Raw genomic sequence first — 26211 nt, 5'->3', positions numbered from 1 at the left:
TCAGCCCCCAGCAGTGAAGTTGACTCCTACCACCGGCCTACGACCAACCCGGCCTACCGTCAACCCACACCGCCACCGGATTTAACGAACTACCGTTACTGACTTCGGCGTTTCGGGGTCTGGATCTGTGTCGGGACCGGTGACGCGGTCCGTTTGGGCTGGTACGCCGGAGGCATGCGGTATCCGGACGGGGGCGGGCTGACCGCCCAGCAGCGCAGGCGCCGGGAAGAGGTGCGGATGCGGGCCGTTGACCTCTTCGAGGAATGCGTGGAAGTCCCGTGCATCGCCCGGGAGTTACGGGTGAGTGAGAAGTCGGTCTACCAGTGGCGCCGCACCTGGAGGACGGGCGGACGCGCAGCGCTGCGTTCCAAAGGCCCCTCCGGCTACGACTGCCGGCTCGGCCCCCACCTGCAGGCCAAGCTCGCGATGTGGCTCGACGAGGGGCCGGCCGCGCACGGCTGGAAGGACGACCAGGTGTGGACTGCGGCCAGGGTACGCGCGCTGATCGGGCGCAAGTTCCACCTCTCCTACAGCGTCTCCGGCGTCACCCGACTGCTACACCGGATGGGCTACAGCGTGCAGATGCCCGCCCGGCCTGCCGCCGAACGCGACGAGGACGCGATCACCGCATGGCGGGAGGTGACCTGGCGGGAGGTAAAACCCTCCGGGCGGCGACCGGCGCGTATCTCTGCTTCGAGGACGAAGCGGGCGTGACCGGTCGTCCGCCCAAGGGCCGCACCTGGGGCCGGCGCGGCATCACTCCGAGGGTCAAGGTGTCCGGCCGCAGCCGGGGACGGCTCTCGGTGGCCGGACTGCTGTGCTTCCGGCCGGGCTTGCCCGCCCGTCTGTGCTACCGGCTGCGCCGGCACACCGGCCGCAAGGGCGAGCGCCGCTCGCTGGGTGAGAGCGACTACATCCACCTGCTCGACGGCGCCCACCACCTGCTGAAGGCCCCGCTGATCGTGGTGTGGGACCGGCTGAGCACCCACATCTCCAAGACCATGAAGGCACTCGTTGCCGAGCGGGACTGGCTGTCAGTGGTCCTACTGCCCGGGTATGCGCCCAACCTCAACCCGGTGGAGGGCCTGTGGGCACACATCAAGCGGAGCCTGGCCAACCTGGCCGCCCGCACCCTCAGCGAGTTGGAGACTCTGCTCCGCAGGCGGCTCAAGGCGCTGCAGTACCGGCACAGCATCCTCGGCGGATTCCTCGCCGGAACGGGCCTCGCCCTCGACAGACCGGACGGACCCTAATACGCCGAAGTCAGTAACCCTCGGCATGTCCCTGGCCGAGGTCACCTCCGCCTACCCCACCTCCGGCGGCCTCTACTACATGGCCAACCGGCTCGGCGGACCACGCTGGGCCTGGGTGACCGGCTGGCTCAACCTCCTGGGCCTGCTCGGCGCGATCGCGGGCATCGACTACGGCGCCGCCACCTTCGTCGGCGCCCTCGCCAACCTCCAGTGGGGCTTCGCACCCACGCCGGAGAGGACGATGCTGATCTTCGCCGCGATCCTGCTGCTGCACGCCCTGCTGAACGTCGCCGGTGTCCGCCTGGTCCGCGTCCTCAACTCCGTCTCCGTCTGGTGGCACCTGGCCGGCGTCGCCGTCATCGTCGGCTGCCTCACCCTCGCACCAGCCCAGCACCGCAGCGCCGAGTTCGTGTTCACGCACTTCAACAACGACACCGGCATCAGCCACGGCCTGTACGTGACCGCGCTCGGACTGCTGCTCGCGCAGTACACCTTCTGCGGCTACGACGCCTCCTCCCACCTGTCCGAAGAGACCACCCAGGCCCAGATATCGGCTCCCAAGGGGATGGTCCGCTCGATCTGGGTCTCCTGGATCGCCGGCTTCATCCTGCTGGCCGGCCTCACCTCCGCCATCCAGGACTACGCCGGCACCCAAGCCAGCGCCACCGGTGTGCCACCCGCGCAGATCTTCCTCGACGTCCTCGGCCCCACCGGCGCCAAAGCCCTCCTGCTCATCGTGATAATCGCACAGTTGTTCTGTGGCAGCGCCGAGACAGCTGCCGCCTCACGCATGGTGTTCGCCTTCTCCCGCGACGGCGCCATACCCTTCGCCGCCCTCTGGCGCCGCGTCAGCCCCCGCACCAAAACCCCGGTCGCCGCCGTGTGGCTGTCGGTCACCATGGCGCTCGTCCTGGCCGCGCCCTCCCTGTACTCGCCGACCGCCTACGCCGCCGTCACCGCCATCAACGTCATCGGCATCACCCCCGCCTACGCCATCCCCGTCTACCTGCGGCTGCGGGCCGGGGACCGCTTCCAGCCCGGACCGTGGAACCTCGGCCGGTGGAGCAAGCCCATCGGCTGGACGGCCGTGATCTGGGTCGCCTTCGTCACCCTCCTCTTCTGCCTCCCGCAGGTCGCCCCGATCACCGCGACCTCGTTCAACTACGCCGGCGTCGCCCTGATCGCCGTGCTCACGCTGGCCTGGCTGCTGTGGATCACCAAGGGCCGCCGCACCTACCGCATCCCCGCCCTGGGCAATGCCACCTCACACAACCGTCTCGCCGAGGACGTCATCTGATGATCACCCCAACAACCTTCCTCTCCCACAAGCCGTGGCTGTCCGGACCACTGACCGTGAAAGACCTCAAAAACCATGTGGCGGACGGGAAGATCACCGAAATTCTGCTAGGCGTCCCCGACATGCAAGGACGCCTGAAAGGCAAGATCTTCAACGCCTCCGTCTTCCTCGAACGGATGACCGGCGGAGCCGAGATGTGCGCCTACATCCTGGGGACAGACGTCGACATGACGCCCCTGGACGGGTTCCCGCTCACCGGCTGGGAAAGGGGCTTCGGCGACTTCCTCGTCCGGCCCGAGATGGGCACCGCCCGGATGCTCCCCCACCGACCCGGCACAGCTCTCGTACTCGGCACACCCGTCAGCGACAACGGCACCCCCCTCCAGGTGGCCCCCCGCCATCTTCTGGCCTCGCAGGTCGACCGGCTCGGCGCCCTGGGCTATCGCGTGCAGGTGGGTGTGGAGAGCGAATTCGTCCTCTACCCGCAGCAGGCAGCCGGCGGGACACCGATGTGGAGCGCGAACCTCGACTATGCCCTCCAGCACCCGCCAGCCATCGGCGACTTCCTCCACGACCTGGGCGAAACGCTGAACGACGCGGGCATCGTCTACGAGGCGATCAAGACGGAAGGAGCGCCAGGCCAGACGGAGGTGAGCTTCGCCTACGGTGACGTGCCGTTTGCCTGCGACGACTACACCGTCTTCCGGCACATCGTGCGAGACATCGCGGGGCGGCGCGGCATGGTGCCCGTCTTCATGGCAGCCCCCCAGGCCGGGATCGGCAGCGGCCTCCACCTGCATCTCTCCCTGGTCGACGACGACGACCGGCGGGTGTTCACCCATCAGCGCGGGCAGGACCTGCCGGCCCTGCTCCAGCAGGCCACCGCCGGGCTGATCTCCGCCCTGCCGCACCTGGCGCCCCTGTACGCGCCCACCGTCAACTCCTACAAACGCTACCGGCCACGCTCGTTCGCCCCCACCCGCTACAACTGGGGCCTCGACCACCGCGGCTGCGCCATCCGCCTCACCGGACACGGCGACAACACCCGCCTGGAGGTACGCCTCGCCGGCGCCGACGCCAACATCTACCTCACCCTCGCCGCCTACCTCGCCGCCATGGCCCACGGCATCGAGGAAAGGCTGACGGTGCTCCCGGCCTGCGGCGGTGACGCCTACACCGACCGCAGGGCCATACCCCTCTACGCCGACCTGCCAGAAGCCCTCCAGCACTTCGAACACAGCACCATCGCCCACACCCTGCTCGGCAAAGAAGTCGTCGACCACTACGCCCATGCCGCGCACGCCGAACTCGACTGGCACCGCCGGCAAGTCACCGATGTTGAGCGGCTGCGCGGATTCCGCTGAGACTCCCTGCCGCCGGGTGAACTTCCCCTCTCGGCGGCAGGGAGGGCGGCCAAGGACCCGAGCTCACACCCCATCCGGAGGCCAGCACATGAACGCCGTCCTGCAAGTCTTCGTCAGCCAGCTGCTCCACGGCGGCCGCGGCTCGACGTGCTCCGGCAGCTGCGTCTCCGGCGGCTCTTTGCCACACCAGACCACCGGCACAGCGCCCATGCCGTGCCGGCGCCGCTCACGCGGCAGCAACCCCTGCGGCTCGATGGAAGCCGCGCACACCAATGGAGGAACCAGCACATGGAGAACGACGAGTTCGACCTCGACATCAGCGTCCTGGAGTCCGACGACGGACAGGCCACGCTCATCAACCTCACCGACGACGGCTGTGGCAGCACCTGCGCCAGCCCGTGCGCCACCGCCGTGGCCTGAGCACCCTCGCCCGCACGACGACAAGGGAGAGACGGGCATGCACGCCATCGTCCCGAAGGGCCAGGTGCAGTCCCCAAACGCCGCGGCGGAAGGTGACGCCTTCGACCTGGACATCAGCGCCCTGGCGTCCGGCGACGGCTCCGCCTCGCTGATCAACCTGACGGACGACGGCTGCAAGCTCACCTGCAAGGGGTCCCGCGCCACCAACGTGGCCTGATCCCCAGCAGGCCAAAGTGCCAGCCCGCGCGGGCTCCGCCGCACGGGCTGGCACCCCCGACACCACGGACCAGGGAGGGTGCATGAATTCCAGGAAAGGCGGAACGCTGTACCGGTGTGCGGACATGGCGCTCGTGCGCGCCGCCCATTATTCGACGCTGCCGCTGCCCGCATGGCCGGACCTCACTGGCAACACGCCAGCCCATCAGCTTCGGTGGCATACCTGGCTGCGCGACGTCTGGTCCGTGACCGAGGTCGCCGACACCATCGAGCAGGCCAGCCCCTTGCTCGCACAGCAGATCAACAGCCTGTGCTCGGTGGCACGACCCCAGACCCGTCAGCTACGCCGCACTGTCGTGTCCGTCATGCGGTATGTGCTGCGGATGACGGGCCGAGCGACCCCCAACGGTCTGTTCGCCGGTGTCGCACCCGCCTTCTTCGGAGCACAGCCGGAATGGACCTGGGGCGAATGGCACCGCGCCGTCGTACGCGCCGACGGTGACTGGATCGCTGACCTGATCACCCGCCTGGAAGCAAGCCCCGAGCTGCTGCGGCACCTGGACGTGATGGGCAACAACACCGCGTATGTACGCGGCGATCGGCTGATCGTGCCCTATCCGCCCAGCTCACGCCGCACCGACAACAGTCCTACCGCCGAGGTGTCCCTCCGCTACACCACCGCCGTACGGATCGCCGTCGAAGCCTCCGCCACGCCTGCACCCTTCGACGGAGTCGTGGGACGGGTGAAAACCGAATTCCCTGGCGTGCCTGCTCACCGGGTGGAAGGGCTCGTGACCAGCCTGATTGAGCGCGGTGTGCTCATCAGCAGTCTGCACCCGCCTTCCGCCGCCCTGGACGCCCTCGAACACCTGGTCCAGCAGACAGAGGGCGTCAGCGTGCCGCCGCCGACCGCGGGCCTCGTGGCCGACCTGCGATCGGTCCGAGACGCCATCCGCCAGCACAACCAGGTCCTCGCCCCGGCAGACGGCCGACGCCTGCGTACCGCCTTGCGCCAGAAGATGACGGCCCTGAGTTCCGCCAAGGCCCAGCCCCTCACACTGGACCTGCGCATGGACTGCTCCGTCACTCTGATCCCGGAGGTTGCCCGCGAGGCAGAACAGGCCGCCACCGTGCTGGCACGGCTTTCCGCGTACCCCTACGGCACTCCGGCGTGGAGGGACTTCCACAACCGGTTCTTCGAGCGGTACGGCATCAACTCACTCGTCTCAATCCGGGACCTCGTGAACCCGGACGTCGGCCTCGGGTTCCCGGTCGGATACCGAGACGCGGAACCCGAACGTCGTGAGGCCCTGACCTCCCGTGAGCAGCGGTTGCTCTCCCTCGCCCAGGCGGCCGTGCTCGACGGCCGCGACGAAATTTGCCTTGATGAGGAACTGATCCGCACGCTGACGGCCGCAGACCAGGACGCCCCGCAGCTCCCGGCTCACACGGAGCTGCGCTTCCAGATTCGCGCCGCTTCTCAAGACGCCCTTGAAGCAGGTGACTTCACCCTCCACGGCATTGCGCCCTCTCGCGGGATCGGCACGACGAGCGGCCGAAGCCTGGGGCTGCTCACACCAGAAGGCCAGGCCCGCGCCGCAGCCCTGCTGGAGGAGCTGCCGGTCAACGCGCCCGGCTCGCTGCCCGTTCAGGTCTCCTTCGCTCCGCTCGACCGTGGCGACGCCAACGTCACCCGCGTTGCCGAACTTCTGACGGCCGTGATCAGCCTGGCGGAGCACCGTCCGGTGGACGAGCGCACCATCACACTCGATGACCTCGCCGTGGGCTGCGACCGCCGCAGGCTCTACCTCGTCTCCCTCTCCCGCGCGTGCCTGCTGGACCCCATGACGCTGCACGCCCTGGACCTGCGCGGCCACACGCCGCCGCTCGCACGCTTCCTCACCGAGATCAGCCGCTCCCAGGCCGCCGTCCTCACCGTCTTCCCATGGGCGTCCGCCACCGCCCTGCCGTACCTGCCACGCGTGCGCTACAGCCGCACGATCCTCGCCCCGGCCAGGTGGCGGCTGGACCGGTCCGAACTGCCCGACCGCGGAGCCTCCTGGGAGCAATGGCACAAAGCCGCCGACGAGTGGCGCACACGTCGCCGCGTGCCGGACGACGTCGCGCTGACCGAAGGCGACCAGCTCCTCCCGCTGGACCTCTCCGAAAGCGCGCACCTCGCACTGCTGCGCGCCCACTTGGACACCAACGAGTCGGCCACCTTGACCGAAGCGGAATCCGACGCCGGCTGGTTCGACGGACGGGCCCACGAGATCATCGTCCCGATGACGGCCGCCCGCCCGCCGCAGTGGCCGACCGTCCCGCCCGTGACCGAGGGGCAGCTACTCACCCGCGACCACGGACACCTCCCGGGAACCGCTCCGTGGCTACTGGTCAAGCTGTACGGGCACGTCGAACGACAGCCCGAGATCCTGGCCCGCCACCTTCCCGGGCTCCTCTCCCAGTGGGACGAGCCGCCGACTTGGTGGTACATGCGCTACCGCGACCCCCGATGGCACCTGCGCCTGCGCATCGCAGTCCCCAGCCCGCAGGACTTCGCACTCGCCGCACAGCGCGTGGGTGCCTGGGCGGCCGGACTGCGCCGTGCCGGACTGCTCACCGACATGCAGTTCGCCACGTCCTACCCGGAAACCGGCCGGTGGGGCGCGGGGCCGCTGATGAGCCTGGCCGAAGACGTCTTCGCAGCCGACTCCCGCGCCATGGCCGTCCAGTTCAGCCAGAACGAGCGCCCCCACCATCAGTCGCTCACCGCGGCGAACTTCGTCGCCCTCGCTGCCGCCTTCACCGGCAGCACCGCGGGCGGCATGGCCTGGCTGACCACCCACGGCCGGATCACCGACCCGCGCCCCTTGGCCCGGACGGTGCTCGGTGAAGCGGTACGCCTGGCCAATCCGGACAACGACTGGGCGGCCCTGCGCGCAGCGCCCGGAGGCGCGGCCATCGCTGCTGCCTGGAGCGAGCGCGACGAGGCCCTGACCCGCTACCGGCAGTCGCTGAACGCGGCCGGCGGCATCGACCCGAACCTCGTTCTCGACTCGCTGCTGCACGCCCACCACATCCGCGCCGCCGGCATCGACAAGGACGACGAGCGCATGTGCGTGCGGCTGGCCCACGCCGCCGCCATGGCCTGGACTCACCGAGGAGATCACCATGGACCTGCGTGAGAGCGCACGGGTCGCCGCCGACGCCCTGGCAGAACGCCTTGCCTCGCCCCAGGACGTACGGGGGCTGCACCACCGCCAGGGATGGTGGCCGCAGTCTCTCGCCCACGGCGCCGTCGGTGTCGCGCTGCTGCACATCGAACGGGCCCGCACCGACCAGGGGCCCTGGCAGCGCGCACACGACTGGCTCGCCTGCGCCGCAGCAGAACCCGCCGTCGGGGGCACGGACAGCCACCTCTACTACGGGGCGCCCGCGCTCGCCTTCGCCCTGCACACCGCGGCCGACCGCCTCGGACGCTACGCCCGTGCCCTAAACACCCTCGACAGTTACGTCACGACGGCGATCCGTGACCGGCTCGCCGGCGCCCACGTGCGCATGGACCGTGGCGAGACCCCCGTGCTGGCCGAATTCGATGCGATCCGGGGCATGAGCGGGATGGGCGCGCTCCTGCTGCAACGCGACGTCCACACCGACGTACTCCGAGACATCCTGACGTACCTGGTCCGGCTGACCGAGCCGGTCAAGCACGACGGTGAACTCCTGCCCGGCTGGTGGAGCCACCTCGCCCCCTCCGGCAAGACCTCGCCGGACTATCTGGAAGGGCACGCCAACAACGGTGTCGCTCACGGCATCGGCGGCCCCCTTGCCGTGCTCTCCCTCGCAGCGCGCCGCGGTGTCACGGTCGACGGCCACCTCGACGCGATCACCCGCATCCTGGCCTGGCTCGACCACTGGCAGCAGGACGGCCCCACCGGCCCGTGGTGGCCGTACTGGATCACCCGCGAGCGGCTCCGATCGGGTACGCCCAGCCCCGGCCCCTCCCGCCCGTCCTGGTGCTACGGGACCGCAGGATTCGCCCGCGCTCAGCAGCTCGCCGCTCTCGCCCTCAACGACCCCGCACGCCAACGCCTGGCCGAGACCGCCCTCCTCCGCGCGATGACGGACCCCGGCCAGCTGGGCGCGACCGTGGACTTCTCCCTGTGCCACGGCTTTGCGGGCCTGGCACACATCACGCAACTCGTTGCCGCCGAAGCCATCACCCCCGGCCTCACCGAGTGCCTGCCCCGGCTCTTGGCGCCGCTCACCGACACCGCGCCCGGCACGCTGGCGGACTCGCTGATCGAACCATCCGGCGGCGGAGACATCGGGCTCCTCGAAGGTGCCGCAGGCACCGCCCTCGCCCTCCACTCCTTCCACACCGGCCCGCCGTCCGCGTCCGGGTGGGACACCTGCTTCCTGACCAACTAGCTGTGAGAAGAGGGAACGTGGCAGCGGACGAATGGCCGCAACGCCTCATCCGGTTCACCGACTGGAGCAGCGCCGAGGCTACCGCCGTGGAGCATCTGCTCCCGGTGCTGACCGCCCATAAGCAGGAACTGGCCCAGTGGTCATTTCTGCGCAAGTTCCCCTGGTGGCGGTTGCGGTACCGCCCCGCGGGCCCAGACTCCGCGAAGGCCCTGAACGCTGCCCTGGACGAGCTGGTGGGCGCCGGCATCCTCGCCTCCTGGACGCGGGGCATCTACGAGCCGGAAGAGACGGCCTTCGGCGGCCCGGGCGCGATGGAGATCGCGCACACCCTGTTCCACTACGACAGCCATCACCTGCTGGACCAGGTGGCCCGTGAACAGGCCGCGAGCGGCCCCGGGCTCGGGCGCCGCGAGCTGGCGGTCCTCCTGCTCAGCGTGGCGATGCGTGCAGCGGGACTCGACTGGTATGAGCAGGGCGACGTCTGGGCGAGGATCGCGGCCGAACGCCCCGGCGACGAAATCCGCGTCCCGCAACGGCACAGGACCGCTGTCCACCGGCTGATGACGGTCGACGTCAGCACCAACAGCCCGTGCGTCAGAGAGGGCCGACTCGCGCCACTGGCCGAGTGGATAGCCGCGTTCGAGTGGCTCGGCCAGCAGCTCGCCGACCTCAACCGCCAGGGCCACCTGGAACGAGGACTGCGGGCCGTGATCGCCCACCACGGCATCTTCCACTGGAACCGTCTGGGCCTCCCCGCACAGGACCAGCACACCTTGTCAACCCTCGCGAAAGAGGTAGTCATGGGAACGAGCGACAACGCCGCGTCCACCCCCGCCGAGGGAGCAGCGAGCACTACGGTCAACGGGGTGAACAGCCACACCATCGAAGCCAGTTCAGCCGACCGCCTGCGTACCCAGCTCATCGACCATCTGGTCGAAGAGGGATGTGTGCGCACGCCCCGCGTGGAGGAGGCCATGCGGACCGTGCCCCGTCACTTCTTCGTCCCGGACGCCCCCCTGGAGAAGGCGTACGGGAACGCCCCCGTGAACACCAAGCTCGACGCGTCCGGCGTCTCCATCAGCTGCGCCTCCCAGCCCGACATCGTCGCCATGATGCTGGAGCAGCTCGACGTCGAGCCCGGCCAGAAGATCCTGGAGCTGGGGGCCGGCACCGGCTTCAACGCCGGTCTCCTCGGCTACCTCGTCGGGGAGAAGGGGCACGTCATCACGATCGACGTGGACGAGGACATCGTGGACGGGGCGCGTGCCGGACTGGCCGCGGCCGACATCCACAACGTGGAAGTAATCCTGGGAGACGGAGCAGTGGGCCACGCGCCCGACGCTCCGTACGACCGCATCGAAGCAACCGTCGGTGCCCACGCCGTGCCCCACGCCTGGCTCGAACAGCTCGCCCCCGGCGGACGGCTCCTCACCCCATTGCGCCTGCGCGGCAGCGTCTCGCGCTCGATCGCCTTCGAGAACCAGGACGGAGTCTGGCGCAGCGTCGGCAGCCAGATGAACACGTTCATGCCGTTGCGCCAGGGCATCGCCGACGACCCGCGCGTCTTCGTTCCCCTGGACCCCGACAACACCGTCACCCTCGTCACCAACGGAGACCAGAAGGTCGACCCGGATGCCCTGCGTGACATCTTCCGCCAGCCGCGCGCCGAGGTGTGGACGGGCGTCAACTTCCGGGGTCCGGAGTCGGCGGAGTACCTGGAGCTGTGGCTCGCCTGCGCCATGCCGAACGGCCTGAGCAGGATGCCCGCCAGGGGCGAGGCCATCGAGAAGGGGCTGGTCACCGCGCCCTACCCGTCCTCGACCGCAGTCTTCGAGGGCGGCACGCTCACCTACCTCACGCGGCGTCCGTACGCGAAGAAGGCCCCCGACAGCGCCACCTTGTACGAGTTCGGCGTCATCGGCCATGGCCCCGACCATGAGGCGCTCGCCGGAGACGTCGCGGATCAGATCCGCACCTGGGACCGTGACTTCCGGGGGCTCGACGTCGCATTCGAGATCCAACAGCTCGACGCGGCCCCGCTCGCACCCAAGCCCGGCCGCTTCGCGTTCGACAACGTGCTGAACCGCATCGTCATCGGATGGCAGTGACATGGACGTCGGCCAGATAGCGCAGCGGTTTCCGCTTGTTGCCCGTCCACGTCCGGCCTGCCCGCCCCTCGCCGATCGGGTCCTCGCGATCAGCGCCCTCGCAGCCGCCGCTGAGCGCGAAGGCACGGTGAACTCCGCGACCGTCGCCTTGAACAAGGCGGCCCTGATCGCGAGCGACTGCGGCATGCCGGACTTGGCGCGCGTTCTGTGCTGGCGTCACGCCGAGGTCCTCCTGCGCGCTCAGCCCCTGAGCGGGCAGGAGGCCCGGTACGCCCTGGAGCCCCTGGTCAACCTGGCCCGTCTGCGCATCCGCGACGGCGACGGGCGCGGCGCATACCGGCTGCTTGACTCCTTGAACCGAGCGGTGAGATCAAAGACGGAAGCGGCCATCGACGGCCGCACCCTGTCCTTCCAGCGCCTCACAGAATCGGCGGCCGACCATCAGACGGTGTGCCAGTGGCTGTGGGCCGTACTCCTCGGCGATGGAACCCGTGCCCTCGTCGCCGCCGACCTGTGGGACCGCGCACGGGCCCACAGCGAGCAGCACCGCGGCGTGGGCCAGCGCCTCTTCGACGGGCGTCAGGTGGAAGTGCTCGTCCGCTGCCTCGCCGGGCACCCCGGCGAGGCACTGGAGTTCCTGAACAAGAGCACCCTGGTGGAGGACTGGGAGCACGCGGTCGCTGCGTGCCTCGCCGCGCTCTGCCTCGCCACAGCCGGCGAGGACCCGGTCGGCCCGGCCGAGAATGTAGTGAAGCGCTATCTGGCCCTCGACACGGATCCCGAGCTTGCCGTCTTCCGCACTCGCGTCGGACTGACTGTGCTCGACCTCTCCCCAGATACCCGTCAGGCCGAAGCGTCGCGCCGCCTCACCCGTGAGGCGGCCGCGTCCGGGGACGGGTACGTCGCGCGTGACGTCCTCGCTCATCCCCTCTGCCGCAAAGAGATGACCCTTGACGAGCACCGTGCGTTGTCGGCCGCCGTCGCCTCGGCCGGCCTCGGCATAGGGCATATCCCTGCACCCCTGGAGCTGGCCCTGCGGGACGCTACGTCGGTCTCCGTCAAAGTTTGGGAACGCCACTTCACCGGCCGAGCCAATCCAACTGAGCAGATCAGTCGCCGTCATGCCGCTGATGTCGCTGGTCAACCTCGGCCGGCATCTGATCCCAACAGGTTGAGGTGAGGCGGCCTACGGCTTGCTGCTCGCGGCGTCGGCGTTTCGGCCATTTCCGGGCCGTAGCCGGTCCAAGCCAGACCAGGGATCCGCGTCCGCGAGGTTCCCTCACTCAGGAAATAGGGGGCTCTCCGGCACGACCGAATGAGGTGTGTTCGATATCGCAGCCGGGTCGTTAGACCTCACGACTCCGCTACAGCGACCGTCCCAGGGGGAACGATGACCTCGGCCATCACGCAGGATCAGCCGCCGCAACCACCGAAGGGCACCTCGCAGGACGCCGAACCGCAGCAGACCGGTGTTCGAGAGGAGGAATACCTCTACCGCGACAAGTCGCGGCTCCAGGCCGGCTCCCTACTGACGTCCCGCACCATGGCGCGGCGCCTTCCCTCGCTCGTCCGGCGCTCGGTGCAGATGGCCTGGCGGGTGGACCGCGGCGCGACCATCGGACTGCTGGTGTGCCAGATCGGGACGGGCGTCCTCGCGGCCCTTGGCCTCCTGGCCGTCACGGGCACGATCACCGCGCTGATCTCCTCGGGCGACATCACCGGGCGGCTGTGGGATGCCGCCCCGCAGCTGGCCGTCATCGCGGCCGCCACCGGTCTGCGTGCGCTGTTGGGCATCACCGTCGTCTGGCTGACCGGCCGTCTGCGACCCGTTCTGGGCCGGGCAGCGGAACTGACGATGATCGAAGCCGCACTCGGCGCGGAACTTGCCGCCAACAACAAGCCCGGCTACAACGACGCCTACGACATCGCCGACCGCGGAGCCCAAGTAACCCCCGACCTCGTGGAAGAGGCCCAGGACGTCCTCGCGGCAACCGCGACGCTCACGGCCGGCGCAGCCGTCTTGACCGTCCTGCACCCGCTGCTCCTTCCCTTTCTCTTCCTCGCGTGTCTGCCGCAGGCCGCCGCCTACGTCCGGTCCGCGCGGGTGATTTACCTCGCTGGGCTGGAGACCTCCGGGCGGCGCCGGATGTTGGGCAAACTGCGCTGGCATATGGCCCACATGGAGTCCAGCGAGGAGATGCGCGCCTGCCTCGCCGGCCCCTTCCTCATCGGCCGGTACCGAAAGCTGGCCGCCTCGGTCAACGCGGCCGAACGCAAGGCCGCGAACACCGGCGCCCGGATGGGACTGGCCGGAGCCATCTCAGGCGGAATCGCCTCGGCCGCCGTGTGGGCGGCGCTGCTGTGGCTCCTGGCCTCCGGCCGCGTGAGCCTGGCGGCCGGCGGCGGCGCTGTCTTCGCCCTACAGACGGCCACCGGTTCCGTGCGCGGCATCATCAACGGCGGAGCCCGCGTGGTGCGCACCGGCTGGTACGTACAGGACTGGCAGAACTTCCTCGACAACGCCCACGGGCAGGCCATGGCCGACTCCCGCGGCACCGCGCCCCTGCCCGCGGCCCCGGAGCGCTTCGAGGCCCGTGACGTCACCTACCGCTACGACGGCGCCCCCAAGGACAGCCTGAGCGGCGTCTGCTTCCACGTGCGGCGCGGCGAGATCGTGGCGCTGGTCGGGGAGAACGGCTCCGGCAAGACAACTCTCTCCCGCCTGCTGTGCGGACTGCTCCTGCCCACCGAAGGCGACGTGGCCTGGGACCACGCCTCCACGGCGGACCTGGACCCGTGGGGGGCGTGGGAGCACGTCGCGCTGGTGCCGCAGAAGTTCACGTACCTGCCGCTGACGATGCGCGACAACATCACGTTCGGGCAGGGCGACACCAGCGACGCGGCCTTGCTCGCCGCGTGCGAGGCGTCCGGCGCCGCGGAGATGCTGCCGGGCCTGCGCTCCGGCCTGAGTACCCTCCTGACCAGCGAGTGGTTCGGCGGACAGCAGCTCTCCGGCGGGCAGTGGCAGCGTCTGGTCCTTACCCGCGCCTTCCATCGGCAGGCGGCGCTCCTGGTGATGGATGAGCCCACGGCCGCCCTCGACGCCCGTGCTGAGCACCGCATCTTCGCCGGCCTGCGCGAACTGGCCAAGGACCGCGCCATTTTGCTGATCACGCACCGGCTCACCAACGTGGCCGTCGCCGACCGGATCGTGGTCCTGGACGAGGGCCGGATCGTCCAGGAAGGCACCTACGCCCAGCTCACCCAGGAGCCAGGTCTCTTCCAGTCCTTGTGGGAGCTGCAGCGCCGGATGAGCGGCGGCACCGCCTGATCACCAATCCCCGGTCCGCGCCGTATACACGCCCGCCCGCCGTCCTGAAAGGCAGAGCCACGTGACCTCTCCCGTCTCCCCGTCGGATCACGTCGCACGGCATGCCGCCCTGGCTGCAGCGCCGTATGCATCGTCCCGGCACGCGGTATGGGTCGGCGCTGCCGCGATCGTCACCGACCAGGTCGGCCGCGTCCCACTGGTGCATCCCACCCACCACCAGGACGACCGGTGGCTGCTGCCCGGAGGAGTCGTCGAACCCGGCGAACAACCGCACGTCACCTGCCGGCGCGAGATCACCGAGGAACTGGGCCTGGCCTACCTGCCCCTGTCGGGCGTGCTCGCCGTCCACTCCCTCTCGCCGCGCCACCCCGACATCCAGCCCGGTGCGTCCTGTCCCGGAGAGATCCGGTACGTGTTCGACGGCGGAACCCTCACCCCCGACCAGGTGGAGGCGATCCGCCTGCCGCGCGACGAGCTGTCCGAGTTCGCCTTCCTGGAGACCCGGGATGCGGTAGAGCGGCTGCGCCCCGTGGACGGGCAGATCATGCTCGCCGCCTACCGTGCCCGGCTCGGAAACACCGCCACCGCCCACCTCGCCGACGGCCGACACATCCTCGACATCCCGCTTGATCGCCATGACGTCCACGTCAGCTACCGGAGCCCCTGTGGGACAGCCCTCTCGATCGCGGCCCCGTCCCCGAGCGGCTCCCCGTGCAGCAAGCCTGGGCGTGGTGCTTCGTCCCCGACGGCCGGGTCGACCCTCCACCGCGAAGCCGCCGAGGAAGCCCAGCTCACCCTCACCGATCCTGTGCGACTGGGCTGGGTGCTGGACGAGACCGGCGAGGTCTACGGCAGAGTGGGACCCAACGCTCGGCTCGGCTTGGCCGCCCGGGTCACCGACATCGGGCCGGCGACCGTCGACCCGTCACCGGCCACCCCTTCGCACGCCTGCTCACCACCCCAGCCCAAGCAGCCGCCCTACTGGGATGGGGCCCGTCAGGAGCGCGGCAAGCCCTGCTCGCCGCAGAGACAGCTCGGGAACGCTGGGGCCTGCCCACCGCTTCCTGCGACGCGATCGAGGAAGTCCCCGCGGAGGGGATGCGGCTGAGCTGACACAAACGACCACCCGGCCTCGACTCGTCCCGCTCCGCGCCCTCTGAGGTACACACATGCCGCTGTCGCACGACCACATCCGCACCACCGTCGAGACCTACCTCGCCCGCCACCCTCACGAGCGTCCACAGCTCGACGGCCTCCTGAAAGCCCTCGACCGGCCCACCGACATCGCCAGCCGCTCCACCTTCTCCGGACACGTCACCTGCGGTGCCATCGTCGTCGACCCCCTCGGCCACGTCCTGCATGTGCTGCACCTGGCGAGCGGGAAAGTACTCGCCCCCGGCGGACACACCGAGCCCGAAGACGCGTCCCTGGCAAAGGCGGCCCTTCGGGAGCTGCACGAGGAGACCGGGATCCCACCCCAGGCCGTGGCACCGTGGCCCGGCTACGAGACCGTGCCGTTCGACATCGACATCCACGACATCGACGCCCACCCGGGCAAGGGCGAACCCAGCCACCAGCACTTCGACCTCCGCTTCCTCTTCCGCCTGCACGCCGCGACAGAAGTGCCGGTGGTGCTGCAGGAAGAAGAAGTCGCCGCCATCGAGTGGCGGCCCGTGGATGCGGTGACCTCCCCCTCCCTGCGCGAGAAGCTGCTCAAGCTCACCCCGCCCGAACCGGAGACCGCCAACGCCTCCGCCCTCATCTACAACGACCGCGGCGAATACCTGCTCCACCTGCGCGACTACTTCCCCGGCCAGATCTGGGAGCCGGGCATGTGGTCACTGCTGGGCGGCGGCCGAGAGCCCCAGGACACCACCCTGGAACACACCGTGCGACGCGAACTGGACGAGGAAGCCGGCCTCCACATCGCCGACCTGACCCCGTTCGGCATCGAGGAAGCAACCGACGACGACGGCGCGAGCGTGCCCATCGCCATCTACACCGGCCGCTGGAACGGCGATCCTCGCGAACTCCCCCTGACAGAAGGGGTGATGCTGGCCTGGTTCGCCCTCGACGACCTCCACCGCCTGCGCATCGCACCCACCACCAGCGACCTCGTACGGCGCCACGCCGCCAGCCATCCGGCCGGCACATCCCGCACCGCCCCGCAGCGCGGGGCCTCACCGAACGAAGAACGCCGACCAGCCTCCCCACACGGCACCGTCCTCAACGTCATCGGCGTCCACCTCTACCTGGAGCGGCCCGACGCAACGGTGCTGCTCGGGCTGCGCCACCCCGACTCCGCGTTCGCGCCCTCCACCTGGCACGTCCTGGCCGGCCACTGCGAGCAGGAGAGCGCCATCACCTGCCTGATCAGGGAGGCCCGGGAGGAGGCCGGCCTGCAGATCCAGCGACAGGACGTCGAACTCGTCCACGTCGTCCACCACATCGACCGGGCCGGGGACCGGCCCCGCATGGGTCTGTTCTTCCGGGCGCGGACCTGGACCGGCCAGCCGGAACTGCGCGAGCCGGACAAGTGCACCCAGTGGAACTTCTGGGACCCGGCCGCGCTCCCCGACAACCTCGTCCCTTGCACCCGGGTTGCTATCGAGGGCATCCGCGCCGGCCGCCTCTACTCCGAAACGGGATGGGTATGAGCACGGCCGCGTCCACGCACCCGGACCTCCCGCCCGAGGAAGTGCGGCAGCTCGCCGAGCAAGCGGTGGGGCGCATCGCCACCTGGACGGACACCTCATGGGCCCGCGAGAGCAGCCGGGTATGGCGGGCCCGCGGAGCAGAGGGCGGGACCACCTGGTACGTCAAGATCCACCAGAACTTGCGTTTCTACGAACGCGAGGTGGACGCGTACCGCAGCTGGGCCCCGCGCCTCGCAGCCGCCGCCCCCACCCTCGTGACCGCAGACAACGCGTTGTGCGCCGTCGTCATCACCGCGGTGCCCGGCCGTCCTCTGCACGGTCTCGTGCCTCCGCTCGAGCAGCGACGACACCTCTTCCACCAGATCGGCGCCTTGGCCGCGGCCGTTCACCGCAGCGCGGCAACGCCGTTCCCCACGGCCGAAGGAGTGCCCGCGCTTGCGAAGGTCGAGCGGCACCTGAAAGCGGCACGCCCTTACCTGAATCCGGGGGATGAAGAATTCATCCGCAGCATCGTGGCGCGCGCCGAAGGCGTTCCGCCCCTGGACCGCGTGCCGACGCACGGGGACTTCCAGCTGCGCAATCTGCTTGAAGTTCCCCCCGCGAACTGGACAGCGGGTGTTTACGCTGCCGGGACGAGGCTCTGCCTGAGCAAGGATCTCGTTCCGAGCGGGGTGACGTACCCGTAGTCGGGGTGCCGACGGAGCCGGCTGCGGTTGTACTCGACCTCGACGTAGCGGAAAACGTCGGCCCGGGCGGCCTCGCGGGTCTCCCACACGGTCGTCCCGATCTCCGCTTTCAGGATGGCGAACCAGCTTTCCGCGGCGGCATTATCGTAACAAGAGCCGACGCGCCCCATCGACTGCCTCATGCGCAACTTGCCTATTTCGCTGCGGAATTCGTCACTCGTGTACTCGCTGGACTCAACCGGTCGTTGCAACACCGGCTTGTTGGAGCAAGAGTGGCTGCTCGTTGAACGCCTCGGCCGGGGTCCTCCAACCAAGTGTCTTGCGGGGTCTGGTGTTCAGCGCGTGAGCAATGGCTTCGATTTCTTCAGCTGACCAACGCGAGAGGTCGGTGCCCTTCGGGAAATACTGGCGCAGGAGTCCGTTGGTGTTCTCGTTCGTGCCTCGCTGCCATGGGCTGTGCGGATCGGCGAAGAACACGGGAATGCCCGTCTCGACCCTGAACTGCGTGTGCGCCGACATTTCCTTGCCGCGGTCCCAAGTCAGCGAACGCGTCAGCTGCTCGGGGAGCATCGACATCGTGTTGGCGAGTGCCTTCTTCATGGAGATCGCTCCGTAGCCGGCCAGTGCGGGGCCGTTCTTCGTTCGAGGGATCGTGCCGTATCCCTCTTCGCGGGGCAGATGAACCAGCATGGTGAATCGGGTCGACCGCTCGACAACGGTGCCGATTGCGGAACGCTCCAGCCGGATGATCAAATCTCCCTCCCAGTGGCCGGGGACAGCGCGGTCCTCAGCCTCGGCGGGCCTCTCGCTGATCAGCGCTTCGGGTGTGACGTGCGCCCAGGTCTTGCGCCGTGAACGAGCCCGCGGCGCACGCAGAGCGCGACCGGTCCGAAGGCACAGGATGAGCGGCGGGAAATGGTGCCTGGATTACGACCGACGTCTCAAGCGATCTCGCGCACTCCCTTGCCCTGGGCCCTGAGCAACGCGATCTCCTCTCGCTCGGAAAACGACAGGTACCTGCCCGAGGGCGGCTTCGAATCGAACGGTCGCATGCCGCCACACTGGCGGTACCAGAGCGTCGCGACCGCTGGCGCCACGCCGATGACGGCGGCGGCCTCCTCAGGCAGAAGCCCCTTGGCGATCTCCGTCCAGAACGCCGCCTCGACATGACGCTGATACTTCGGATGCCCCGGAGACCTCAGCTTCGGACGCAGCGCCCGGTCTGCTGCCTGCTGACGACGCACCATCCAATACCTCCACGCATACGAGGTGTTGCGACGACCAGTTGAATCCGCCCTCGCTGCCGCGATCCGTATGCATGACGCAACGCTGTGACCTGCAGGATTACCCTCCGACGCCTTCTCCGCATCAATGAAACGACACCGTGCCACGGTGTCTACCTCATCTTGTCCCGAGCGAAGAAGGCGGTCGCTTTTCCCAGAACCTCGATCGTGGCCTCCTGCTCGCGAACCTTCCGCCGCAGCTGGACCAACTCCTCACGCTCCGCAGTGGTCAAAGCCCCGGCGGGTCACTCACCGCGGTCGACCTTCGCCTGCTTCACCCACCCGCGCAGCCCTTCCGGACTCACGCCCAGATCCCTCGCGACCTCGGTGACCGTCTTCTCCGAGGACAACGCCAAGGCGACCGCGTCCCCGCTTGAACTCGGCCGTAAACCGCTTACTCATGTTGCTCTTGCTACTCACTACCTGTGACTGCTTCCTCCGGGACCATCCGTCCCAGTATCAAGCTGTCCGGCTGGCAGGGGGAGCCTCAGCTGCTGGACGAGAACGGCAGCCTCGCGGTGATCGACTTCGAACGCAGCGAGCCGGGCCCGGCCATCCGCGACCTGGTCCGCTTCTCGGACGCCTGGGCCGCGCAGCCCGGCCTTCACGACGCCTTCATGTCCGGCTACGGTCGCGAACTCACCCCCGCCGAAGAAGAACGCTTCGTCATCGATTCCACTCTCGATGCCCTCTCCGGAATTCAGTACGGCGCCGCCCACGCCGATGCGGAGACACGGCAGCGCGGGCACCGCACCCTGGCGTGCTTGCGAGACCAGGAACGCAACCAGTGACCGGCTACCCCGCAGACTCCGTCACGGAGCGCCACCCCGGTTCATCTTCCACGGGCCACAGACCGCAACGGACCACACCGCATCCATCGGAGGCACGCGTGCCTGACGACACCCAACAGGCGATCCCAGCCGTCCCGAGTCCGGCGACAGGAGATGAACCGCAGGAGCACCACATGCACCTGCTCCCGCGGTACTACCGCCAAGTGGAAGCTGGCCGCAAGACGATCGAAGTGAGGGTGGCCACCCCACAAAAGCGCGACGTCGCAGCCGGCGACACGGTCGTCTTCCACGACCGCGGCACCGGCCGGGAACTCGACGTCATCGTGCAGCGGATCACCCCATACGCCTCCTTTGAGGATCTGCTCAGCGCGGAGGATCCCGCGCGCATCGACCCGGCCGGGCCGCCCGGAGAACTGCTCGCCAACCTCCGGAGCATCTACCCATCGGCCAAGGAGGCTCTCGGCGTCCTCGCCCTCGCATTCGACCACCGCCCTGCACGGCCGGGCCGCCTCATGCCGATGACGCCCACGCAGTACGCGCAGAGCGTCCCCCACCACACGGTGTACGGCTGCCTGTATGTCCGGGACGAGCGTGACCGGCCGTCCGTGACGACCGTCGATTCCGCCAGGGACTGCGACTCTCCCGGCTGCCGCACCACAAGACGCTCGACGAGTATGACTTCTCGTTCCAGCCCGACCTCGACCCGCGCAAGGTCAAGGACCTTGCCACCCTCTCGTTCGTCGAGGCCAAGGCCAACGCGGCTCTCCTGGGCCCGCCGGGGGTGGGCAAGACACACATCGCCGTCGCTCTCGCCGTTGCCGCTTGCCGGGCCGGCTACTCGGTCTACTTCACCAGCCTCGACGACATGGTCCGCAACCTCAAAGCCGCCGAAGCCGCCGGGCGCCTGGCCAGCAAGCTCGGCACCTACCTCCGGCCGGGCGTCCTCGTTGTCGACGAGGTGGGCTACGAGATCCTCGAACGCGGAGAAGCGAACCTGGTCTTCCAGGTCATCTCAAAGCGGTATGAAAAGGGCTCGATCATCCTGACCTCGAACAAGACCTTCAGCGAATGGGGACAGGTGTTCGGCGACGAAGTCCTCGCCACCGCCATCCTCGACCGCCTCCTCCACCACTGCGACGTGATCTCCATCAACGGACCCAGCTACCGGCTAAAAAACCGGCTCAAGGCCATCGAACGGGACACGGACGTGGCCTGACAGACCGCGTCGACTCGGCGGCCGGGGCACGATCAGTCGTCTTCGAGTCGCTGGAAGACCGTGGAGAACTCGTCGCTCTCGATCAGTCCGGCGATCACATCGGTCATGGCGTCGATGCCGGGATCCCGGACGATCAGGCCGTCTGAGACCCAGAAGTAACGGCCTCCGAGAGCCTTGCCGCTTCCTGCCCAGGTCTCCATCAAGCGTTCGACCTCGGCGACCGTGAAGACAGTCGCGCTCCACCGGGAGCCGTCTTTGAGGTCCACGAAGACATCGACGTTGCACACCGCCTCCAACTCCTCGTCCGGGCCAGGCAGGAACGACGCCTCGAAGTCGTCCGCGCGAACCCGATACCACGGCCCGTCCCAACCTCGTTCGACCGATCCGGGCGATGCGCTACGACTCATCGTGCGAGTGTCTCCGGCCAGACTGACGATCTCAACCAAGATCTCAGCCGTGCTGCTTCCCGCGACATAGCTGGGGACGTTCATCCGTACGCGGCTGGGGAGCTTAGGTCGTACGCCGACACCAGCCACCGCCTGTGCCGTCGGCCACCGCCGTCCGCAGTTCCTCATACCGGGCCGCCATCGCTCCGGACTGCGCAGATCCCGTCCCTGCGGGGCTGTCAGCTGCAGCTTTTGGGTGACTCCTGAGTACGTGAGCTCGCGCGGCGGGCCAGCGCCCGCTCGATGGAACGCGGATGGACGCTCAGGCCGTACTCCTCGGCGACGGCGGCGGCCAGGTCCCTGGAGCGCAGGGACGGCTCGGCGGTCAGCCGCGTCTCGACGTACTCCATGACCGTGTCGGTGAGCTTGCGCGACCCCTTCGGCCCCGGCTTGCCCGGCACCAGCGCGGCCGGACCACCGGCGTCCAGCGCGGCCACGGCGTCGTAGTAGACCTGCCGGGAGAACCCGAACTCCCGCACCGCCCGGGCCGCGGGCACCTTGTCCACCCGCACCCGCCGCACCATCTCGTACTTCACCTGCACCAGATCCCGCGGATCGCAGAACGGGGAAGCGGTGAACACCGCGTCGACCACGGCCTCCGGCCGCGAATTCAGCGTCCGTGTCGCCCGCAGGGCATCCTCTTTCGGATCGCTCGTCGCCTTGTCGGCCATGTCGTCTCCCTCGCCCGCTTGCTGCCTCAAGAATTGCGTCGCGGCCGATGGCAGCCAAGAGCGCAAAGAGGCACCGGATCAGGTATCTGTGCAGGCCAGTTGGCATGGCGTGCGCTTTCTCAATCACCGTGCGCGGGACACGCCCCCATGCCTGCGGCGTGATCCTCAAGGCAGTCACGGCGTGATCTCCTGGGCACTGCTGCCGCGGCCGTCGAGGTGATCGATCAGGTCGGCCAGGGCCAGGAGGTCCTCGGTGCGGAACGGACTGCGGCCCGCGGCGAGCACGACAAAGGGGTCCTCGCCGCCCGCATCGGTCCACGCCGTCGGTGCGGACACCACTTCTCCCGCCTCGTCGCGGAAGTACACGCGGTCCTCGCCCCAGTTCTTGCGCCGGACGACGAACTCGTACGACCGGCCGTGCCACGGATGGAACGGGTGCGTGACCGTAACAAGTCGCTCCGCACCACGCGGATCGAGAGCATTTGACGGTTCGGTCCAAGGGCCGGGTCGAGCGACAGGTATTGATCGTCCGTGACCATGTGCTGGCCGGGCGGGCGTTTTCCTCCATCGAGGAGATGGACGCCGCGTTCACCGCCTGGGTGCCGATTCGGCGGGCGAAGATTCATGGCACCCACGGTGAGGTCATCGGCCACCGGGCGGTCCGTGACCACATGGCTCTGCGGCCGCTGCCGCAGAGTCCGTATGTGGTCTGTGACCGGTATCTGCGGCACCTCGGCAAGGACTGCCTGGTCGCCTTCGACGCGAACCTCTACTCGGTGCCCGCCCGCAAGGTCCGTCCCCGCCAGCTCGTCGAGATTAGGGCCACGAAGTCCCAGGTCATGCTGCACTCCACGGTTCCCGACCAGCACGGGCAGACGCTCCTTGCCGCCCATCCCCGGGCGGTGGGCCGCGGCGCCGTCATCAAGGACGAGGGGCACTGGGACGGCCTGCCCAAGGGGGACAACCGGCGGGTGACCACGGGCGATGTTCCCCTCCAGCCCCGCCGCCGGGATGGTCTGGGTGATGAGGCCCGGCCGCTGATGGCCCTGCTGAACCGGACGTCCGCCGCCCGCATCGAGGTCGGCCGCCGGCCTTTGTCGGTCTATGACGAGCTGACCGGCACCCGCCCCTTCACCGCGAAGTCGACACCGGAGGACCTGAGTTGAGCGAGCTGACCGGCAAGCGCATCCGCACCACGGCCGGGCGGCTCGGCCTGCCGCACCTGGCCGAGGCCCTGGGGCAGTACGTCGCCCGGGCGGACGAGGCCAAGATGGGCTATCTCGACTTCATCGACCTGGTCCTGTCCGAAGAGCTCGCCGTGCGTGAGGACCGCCGCTTCCGCCAGGGTCTGCGGACCTCGAAGCTGCCACACCACAAAACGCTGGACGACTTCGACTTCTCCTTCCAGCCCGAACTCGACCCCCGCAAGGTCAAGGACCTGGCGACCCTCTCGTTCATCGAGGACAAGGCGAACGCCGCCCTGCTGGGACCGCCCGGGGTCGGTAAGACCCATATCGCCGTCGCGCTCGCGGTCGCTGCCTGCCGGGCCGGCTACTCGATCTACTTCACCAGCCTCGACGACATGGTCCGCAACCTCAAAGCCGCCGAAGCGACGGGACGCCTGACCAACAAACTCGGCACCTACCTGCGGCCGGGCGTCCTCGTCGTCGACGAGGTGGGATATCAGCCGCTGGAGAGGGACGAGGCCAACCTGGTCTTCCAGGTGATCTCCAAGCGCTACGAGAAGGGCTCCATCATCCTGACCTCGAACAAAACCTTCAGCGAGTGGGGCCAGGTCTTCGGCGACGAAGTCCTCGCCACCGCGATCCTCGACCGGCTCCTCCACCATTGCGATGTCATCTCCATCAACGGCCCCAGCTACCGGCTCAAGAACCGACTCGCCGCCATCGAGCGCGAGGCCGAAGTGGCCTGACACTGGTGCACATAACTCTGTACTTGGCGGAGCACTCAGATGGCCCTGGCAAGATTTCCGTGAAGCTGGGGTGTGCCACTGTGCGCCGGTGACGCTCCGTCACGCATAGCGGCGTCGGAGCAGGGCCATGAGGATGACGCGGTGACGGAGCAAGGGGACCCCCGCGCGTCCGGCCATGATCCGCTTCTGGAGTTTCAGATCGGTGATGCGGCCTTCGTTGACGCCGGAGTTGAACGGGGTGGTGATGCCCTGGACGACTGCGGGCTGGTCCTCGCGGATGGCGTTGGCCAGGCTGACCAGGGCGGGGAGGCGGGAGGTCGCGAGTTGCTCAAGCCAGTGCGCCAGCAAGGCGGCGTCGCGGGAATCGAGCATGGCGGCGAACTGACGCACCAGGTCATGGGTTTGGTCCAGTTCCGGGCAGTGTTCAAGCAGCCGCCTGAGTGCCTCGGTGGCGTGCAGGCCGCGCCGGGATGGCGCGGTGGTGATCCAGCGGGCGACTTGCCGGGGCGAGGGCGGTCGCTCGCGCGGTGTGTCGATCGGCAGGCCCCGGCGCAGTGGCGCGATGGCCATCTTGACTCGCTGGTAGTGGCCCCGGTAACCCTTGGCGACGATCTCCTGGTGCAGCACCGTCGCATTGTGCTCGCCTTCCTCCCACCGCTGGCGCAGGTACTCCAGGTACGGATCGAGGCTGGTGGGATGGCGGGAGGGCGTGCGGCGTACGCACTCCTGCCAGGTGGCGGCTCGCGCGTATTTGCCCACTGTTCGCCTGTTCAGGCCCAGCCGGTGGGCTGCGGCGTGAAGGGAGATGCCGGTGTCGGTCACCGCGTGCACCGCATCGAAGAGGTTCTTCGCGTGGCGGCGGGCACGGGTGTCGGCCTGGTCGGATGGTGCAGTTGGGCTTGGTGGCGGCGATGCCGCTTCAGGATCGGGAACTGCTGCGGGCAGGCAGTCGCGGTGTGCGGCGGCAGTGTCCCCGACACGCTTCGACAAGCCCTGCCACAGATGGAAGCGATCGCTGACCTGCACCGCGTCCGGGGCGCCGTCGGTGATGCCCTGCCGATAGACCAGCGAGCCGTCCCGGCAGACGACCTCAACACCGGGATGCGTCCGCAGCCAGGCGGCCAGCTGCTCGGCGTCGCGCCCTGCCCACAGCTCGATCGGCAGCCGGGAGTCGGCATCCACCAGCAGGGTGCCGTAGACGCCCGCGTACAGCGCGAAGTCGTCCACGCCCAGCACCCGCGGAGTCGCTGCCGCCGGAAGTGGCAAGCGCATCAAGTGGAACAGCACGCTCGTCCGCGACAACGGTACCTTCAGAATCTGCAGAAGCCGGGCGCCGCCGCGGCCGGCGAGCAGCACCCCGGCCATCTGCACCAGGTGCTGCAGCAGCGGGCTGCGGCGCTGATAGCGCACCGTCAGCTCCTCCACCTGCTCGACGAACGTCCGCCGACCACAGCCCGGGCCGTCACAGAACAGTCGCCGTACCGACAGCCCGATAACGACCGGGCGGCCGCCGACAGCGACATCGGCCAGCGTGCGGCTATAGCGACTGTGCGCCCGCGAGGAACCGCGGCCGCAGTCCGGACACACGACCGTCAACTCCCGGGTGCAGGCCGCGATATGGACCACGCCGCCCGCCACCCACACCTGTTCCACCCGCACCGCATCGAGGTGCGGAGACACGATCCGTACGAGGTCATCACACTCGCCGACAATCCCGCGTCCTATGACGGAGCGTCACCGGCGCACAGTGGCACACCCCAGCTTCACGGAAATCTTGCCAGGGCCACTCAGATCAGTACGCGGACAACCAGTCGCGACGCGCACCACGTGACCGTCGTGAAGAAGAACCATCCCGGCCTGTACACCCAGGTCAGGAAGCTGCCCTGGCGAGACATCCCGCTCGGGCACCGCACTCGCGACCACGCCCACCACCGCGACGAGGTCCGCCGGCTCAAGGTCGCCGCGTTCAGCCACCTCGACTACCCCGGCGCCCGCCAGGCGATCCAAGTCGTACGGTGGCGACGCGACTTGAGCAGCGGGAAGCTGACCATCGAGCACGTCTACCTGATCACCAGCCTGACCGTCTTCGACGTCACCTGCACCGAGCT

22 protein-coding genes and 4 pseudogenes are annotated in these 26211 nt (G+C 68.9%); 19 read left to right on the top strand and 7 right to left on the bottom strand.

From position 1 onward, the window contains the following. Positions 1-174 precede the first annotated feature (174 nt). The 14 genes and pseudogenes from ABZT03_RS36260 to ABZT03_RS36195 all read left to right on the top strand — a co-directional run bounded on the left by ABZT03_RS36260 (position 175) and on the right by ABZT03_RS36195 (position 17763). Complete coding sequence (locus ABZT03_RS36260) at positions 175-714, top strand: winged helix-turn-helix domain-containing protein (protein WP_356047350.1); 540 nt, start codon at positions 175-177, stop codon at positions 712-714. Continuing rightward, positions 711-1253: a transposase gene (locus ABZT03_RS36255; RefSeq protein WP_356047349.1), complete on the top strand. Its 543-nt coding sequence runs from the start codon at positions 711-713 to the stop codon at positions 1251-1253. Before ABZT03_RS36260 ends, ABZT03_RS36255 begins: the two co-directional genes overlap by 4 nt. Positions 1254-1272: 19 nt before the next feature. After that, positions 1273-2550, top strand: a pseudogene (locus ABZT03_RS36250) (amino acid permease); the annotation flags it as partial. Further along, the gene (locus tag ABZT03_RS36245; protein WP_356047347.1) at positions 2550-3914 is read left to right on the top strand and encodes a glutamine synthetase family protein; all 1365 of its coding nucleotides are present in this window, start codon (positions 2550-2552) and stop codon (positions 3912-3914) included. The pseudogene ABZT03_RS36250 and the gene ABZT03_RS36245, both read left to right, overlap by 1 nt. Before the next feature lie 288 nt (positions 3915-4202). After that, a complete protein-coding gene (locus tag ABZT03_RS36240; RefSeq protein WP_356047345.1) occupies positions 4203-4334 on the top strand; it encodes an FxLD family lanthipeptide in 132 nt (43 codons plus the stop codon). A 37-nt stretch (positions 4335-4371) separates the two neighbouring features. Next, positions 4372-4551, top strand: a complete 180-nt coding sequence (locus ABZT03_RS36235; RefSeq protein WP_356047343.1) for an FxLD family lanthipeptide — start codon at positions 4372-4374, stop codon at positions 4549-4551. 82 nt (positions 4552-4633) lie between these two features. Next, positions 4634-7735 (top strand): lantibiotic dehydratase, encoded by a 3102-nt coding sequence (locus tag ABZT03_RS36230; protein ID WP_356047341.1) that lies wholly within the window; start codon positions 4634-4636, stop codon positions 7733-7735. Further along, a complete protein-coding gene (locus tag ABZT03_RS36225) occupies positions 7722-8981 on the top strand; it encodes a lanthionine synthetase C family protein (RefSeq protein WP_356047339.1) in 1260 nt (419 codons plus the stop codon). The genes ABZT03_RS36230 and ABZT03_RS36225 overlap by 14 nt, the downstream gene beginning before the upstream one ends. 17 nt (positions 8982-8998) lie before the next feature. Continuing rightward, positions 8999-11089, top strand: coding sequence for a methyltransferase, FxLD system (fxlM, locus tag ABZT03_RS36220; RefSeq protein ID WP_356047337.1), 2091 nt, complete (start codon positions 8999-9001; stop codon positions 11087-11089). Position 11090: 1 nt separating this feature from the next. Then, positions 11091-12269 (top strand): hypothetical protein, encoded by a 1179-nt coding sequence (locus ABZT03_RS36215; protein ID WP_356047335.1) that lies wholly within the window; start codon positions 11091-11093, stop codon positions 12267-12269. Between the two features lie 210 nt (positions 12270-12479). Beyond that, positions 12480-14420, top strand: coding sequence for an ABC transporter ATP-binding protein (locus ABZT03_RS36210; protein WP_356047334.1), 1941 nt, complete (start codon positions 12480-12482; stop codon positions 14418-14420). A gap of 61 nt (positions 14421-14481) precedes the next feature. Next, positions 14482-15528, top strand: coding sequence for an NUDIX domain-containing protein (locus tag ABZT03_RS36205; RefSeq protein ID WP_356047332.1), 1047 nt, complete (start codon positions 14482-14484; stop codon positions 15526-15528). Positions 15529-15589: 61 nt separating this feature from the next. Further along, entirely contained in the window at positions 15590-17077 is a 1488-nt protein-coding gene (locus ABZT03_RS36200) for an NUDIX domain-containing protein (protein WP_356047330.1), read from the top strand. Continuing rightward, positions 17074-17763 carry a phosphotransferase gene (locus ABZT03_RS36195; RefSeq protein WP_356047328.1) on the top strand — a complete coding sequence of 230 codons (690 nt, stop codon included), beginning with the start codon at positions 17074-17076 and terminating at the stop codon, positions 17761-17763. Before ABZT03_RS36200 ends, ABZT03_RS36195 begins: the two co-directional genes overlap by 4 nt. Here ABZT03_RS36195 and ABZT03_RS36190 read toward each other — a convergent pair. The 3 genes and pseudogenes from ABZT03_RS36190 to ABZT03_RS36180 all read right to left on the bottom strand — a co-directional run bounded on the left by ABZT03_RS36190 (position 17697) and on the right by ABZT03_RS36180 (position 19402). Further along, positions 17697-17933, bottom strand: coding sequence for an IS3 family transposase (locus ABZT03_RS36190; RefSeq protein WP_356047355.1), 237 nt, complete (start codon positions 17931-17933; stop codon positions 17697-17699). The two genes, ABZT03_RS36195 and ABZT03_RS36190, sit on opposite strands and share 67 nt — an antisense overlap. A gap of 64 nt (positions 17934-17997) precedes the next feature. Beyond that, positions 17998-19010: pseudogene (locus ABZT03_RS36185) on the bottom strand (IS30 family transposase). Between the two features lie 281 nt (positions 19011-19291). Then, positions 19292-19402 carry a transposase gene (locus ABZT03_RS36180; protein WP_356047326.1) on the bottom strand — a complete coding sequence of 37 codons (111 nt, stop codon included), beginning with the start codon at positions 19400-19402 and terminating at the stop codon, positions 19292-19294. A gap of 69 nt (positions 19403-19471) precedes the next feature. Between ABZT03_RS36180 and ABZT03_RS36175 the strand changes: the two genes are divergently transcribed. Together ABZT03_RS36175 and istB (ABZT03_RS36170) are read left to right on the top strand one after the other, a co-directional pair. Beyond that, on the top strand, positions 19472-19837 hold the full coding sequence (locus ABZT03_RS36175) for a phosphotransferase (RefSeq protein ID WP_356047324.1): 366 nt from the start codon (positions 19472-19474) through the stop codon (positions 19835-19837). 598 nt (positions 19838-20435) lie between these two features. Then, positions 20436-21053: pseudogene (istB, locus tag ABZT03_RS36170) on the top strand (IS21-like element helper ATPase IstB); the annotation flags it as partial. A gap of 32 nt (positions 21054-21085) precedes the next feature. On the opposite strand, the gene ABZT03_RS36165 reads toward istB (ABZT03_RS36170), so the two are convergent. The 3 genes from ABZT03_RS36165 to ABZT03_RS36155 form a co-directional block, all read right to left on the bottom strand. Next, positions 21086-21460: a hypothetical protein gene (locus ABZT03_RS36165; protein ID WP_356047353.1), complete on the bottom strand. Its 375-nt coding sequence runs from the start codon at positions 21458-21460 to the stop codon at positions 21086-21088. A gap of 218 nt (positions 21461-21678) precedes the next feature. Then, positions 21679-22170, bottom strand: a complete 492-nt coding sequence (locus tag ABZT03_RS36160) for a helix-turn-helix domain-containing protein (protein WP_356047322.1) — start codon at positions 22168-22170, stop codon at positions 21679-21681. 174 nt (positions 22171-22344) lie between these two features. After that, positions 22345-22692 carry a DUF5372 family protein gene (locus tag ABZT03_RS36155; RefSeq protein WP_356047351.1) on the bottom strand — a complete coding sequence of 116 codons (348 nt, stop codon included), beginning with the start codon at positions 22690-22692 and terminating at the stop codon, positions 22345-22347. Between ABZT03_RS36155 and ABZT03_RS36150 the strand changes: the two genes are divergently transcribed. Together ABZT03_RS36150 and istB (ABZT03_RS36145) are read left to right on the top strand one after the other, a co-directional pair. Then, positions 22653-23336 carry an integrase core domain protein gene (locus tag ABZT03_RS36150; protein WP_356047320.1) on the top strand — a complete coding sequence of 228 codons (684 nt, stop codon included), beginning with the start codon at positions 22653-22655 and terminating at the stop codon, positions 23334-23336. The genes ABZT03_RS36155 and ABZT03_RS36150 overlap by 40 nt on opposite strands. Further along, entirely contained in the window at positions 23333-24103 is a 771-nt protein-coding gene (istB, locus tag ABZT03_RS36145) for an IS21-like element helper ATPase IstB (protein ID WP_356047318.1), read from the top strand. Before ABZT03_RS36150 ends, istB (ABZT03_RS36145) begins: the two co-directional genes overlap by 4 nt. Before the next feature lie 99 nt (positions 24104-24202). Here the strand turns inward: istB (ABZT03_RS36145) and ABZT03_RS36140 are convergent, their stop codons facing one another. Then, entirely contained in the window at positions 24203-25783 is a 1581-nt protein-coding gene (locus ABZT03_RS36140; protein WP_356047316.1) for an ISL3 family transposase, read from the bottom strand. Positions 25784-25930: 147 nt separating this feature from the next. On the opposite strand from ABZT03_RS36140, the pseudogene ABZT03_RS36135 reads away from it, so the two are divergent. Continuing rightward, a pseudogene (locus ABZT03_RS36135) lies at positions 25931-26211 on the top strand (ISAs1 family transposase); the annotation flags it as partial.

This window comes from Streptomyces sp. NPDC005574 (assembly GCF_040605435.1).
Lineage (GTDB): Bacteria > Actinomycetota > Actinomycetes > Streptomycetales > Streptomycetaceae > Streptomyces.
This window is presented reverse-complemented; position numbering and strand designations above follow the sequence as displayed.

Excerpts from the sequence above, each read along its gene's own strand:
- ABZT03_RS36260 (WP_356047350.1), top strand. The coding sequence starts at position 175 with ATGCGGTATCCGGACGGGGGCGGGCTGACCGCCCAGCAGCGCAGGCGC.
- ABZT03_RS36245 (WP_356047347.1), top strand. The coding sequence starts at position 2,550 with ATGATCACCCCAACAACCTTCCTCTCCCACAAGCCGTGGCTGTCCGGA.
- ABZT03_RS36240 (WP_356047345.1), top strand. The coding sequence starts at position 4,203 with ATGGAGAACGACGAGTTCGACCTCGACATCAGCGTCCTGGAGTCCGAC.
- ABZT03_RS36235 (WP_356047343.1), top strand. The coding sequence starts at position 4,372 with ATGCACGCCATCGTCCCGAAGGGCCAGGTGCAGTCCCCAAACGCCGCG.
- ABZT03_RS36230 (WP_356047341.1), top strand. The coding sequence starts at position 4,634 with ATGAATTCCAGGAAAGGCGGAACGCTGTACCGGTGTGCGGACATGGCG.
- ABZT03_RS36225 (WP_356047339.1), top strand. The coding sequence starts at position 7,722 with ATGGACCTGCGTGAGAGCGCACGGGTCGCCGCCGACGCCCTGGCAGAA.
- ABZT03_RS36215 (WP_356047335.1), top strand. The coding sequence starts at position 11,091 with ATGGACGTCGGCCAGATAGCGCAGCGGTTTCCGCTTGTTGCCCGTCCA.
- ABZT03_RS36210 (WP_356047334.1), top strand. The coding sequence starts at position 12,480 with ATGACCTCGGCCATCACGCAGGATCAGCCGCCGCAACCACCGAAGGGC.
- ABZT03_RS36200 (WP_356047330.1), top strand. The coding sequence starts at position 15,590 with ATGCCGCTGTCGCACGACCACATCCGCACCACCGTCGAGACCTACCTC.
- ABZT03_RS36195 (WP_356047328.1), top strand. The coding sequence starts at position 17,074 with ATGAGCACGGCCGCGTCCACGCACCCGGACCTCCCGCCCGAGGAAGTG.
- ABZT03_RS36190 (WP_356047355.1), bottom strand. The coding sequence starts at position 17,933 with ATGGGGCGCGTCGGCTCTTGTTACGATAATGCCGCCGCGGAAAGCTGG.
- ABZT03_RS36165 (WP_356047353.1), bottom strand. The coding sequence starts at position 21,460 with ATGAGTCGTAGCGCATCGCCCGGATCGGTCGAACGAGGTTGGGACGGG.
- ABZT03_RS36160 (WP_356047322.1), bottom strand. The coding sequence starts at position 22,170 with ATGGCCGACAAGGCGACGAGCGATCCGAAAGAGGATGCCCTGCGGGCG.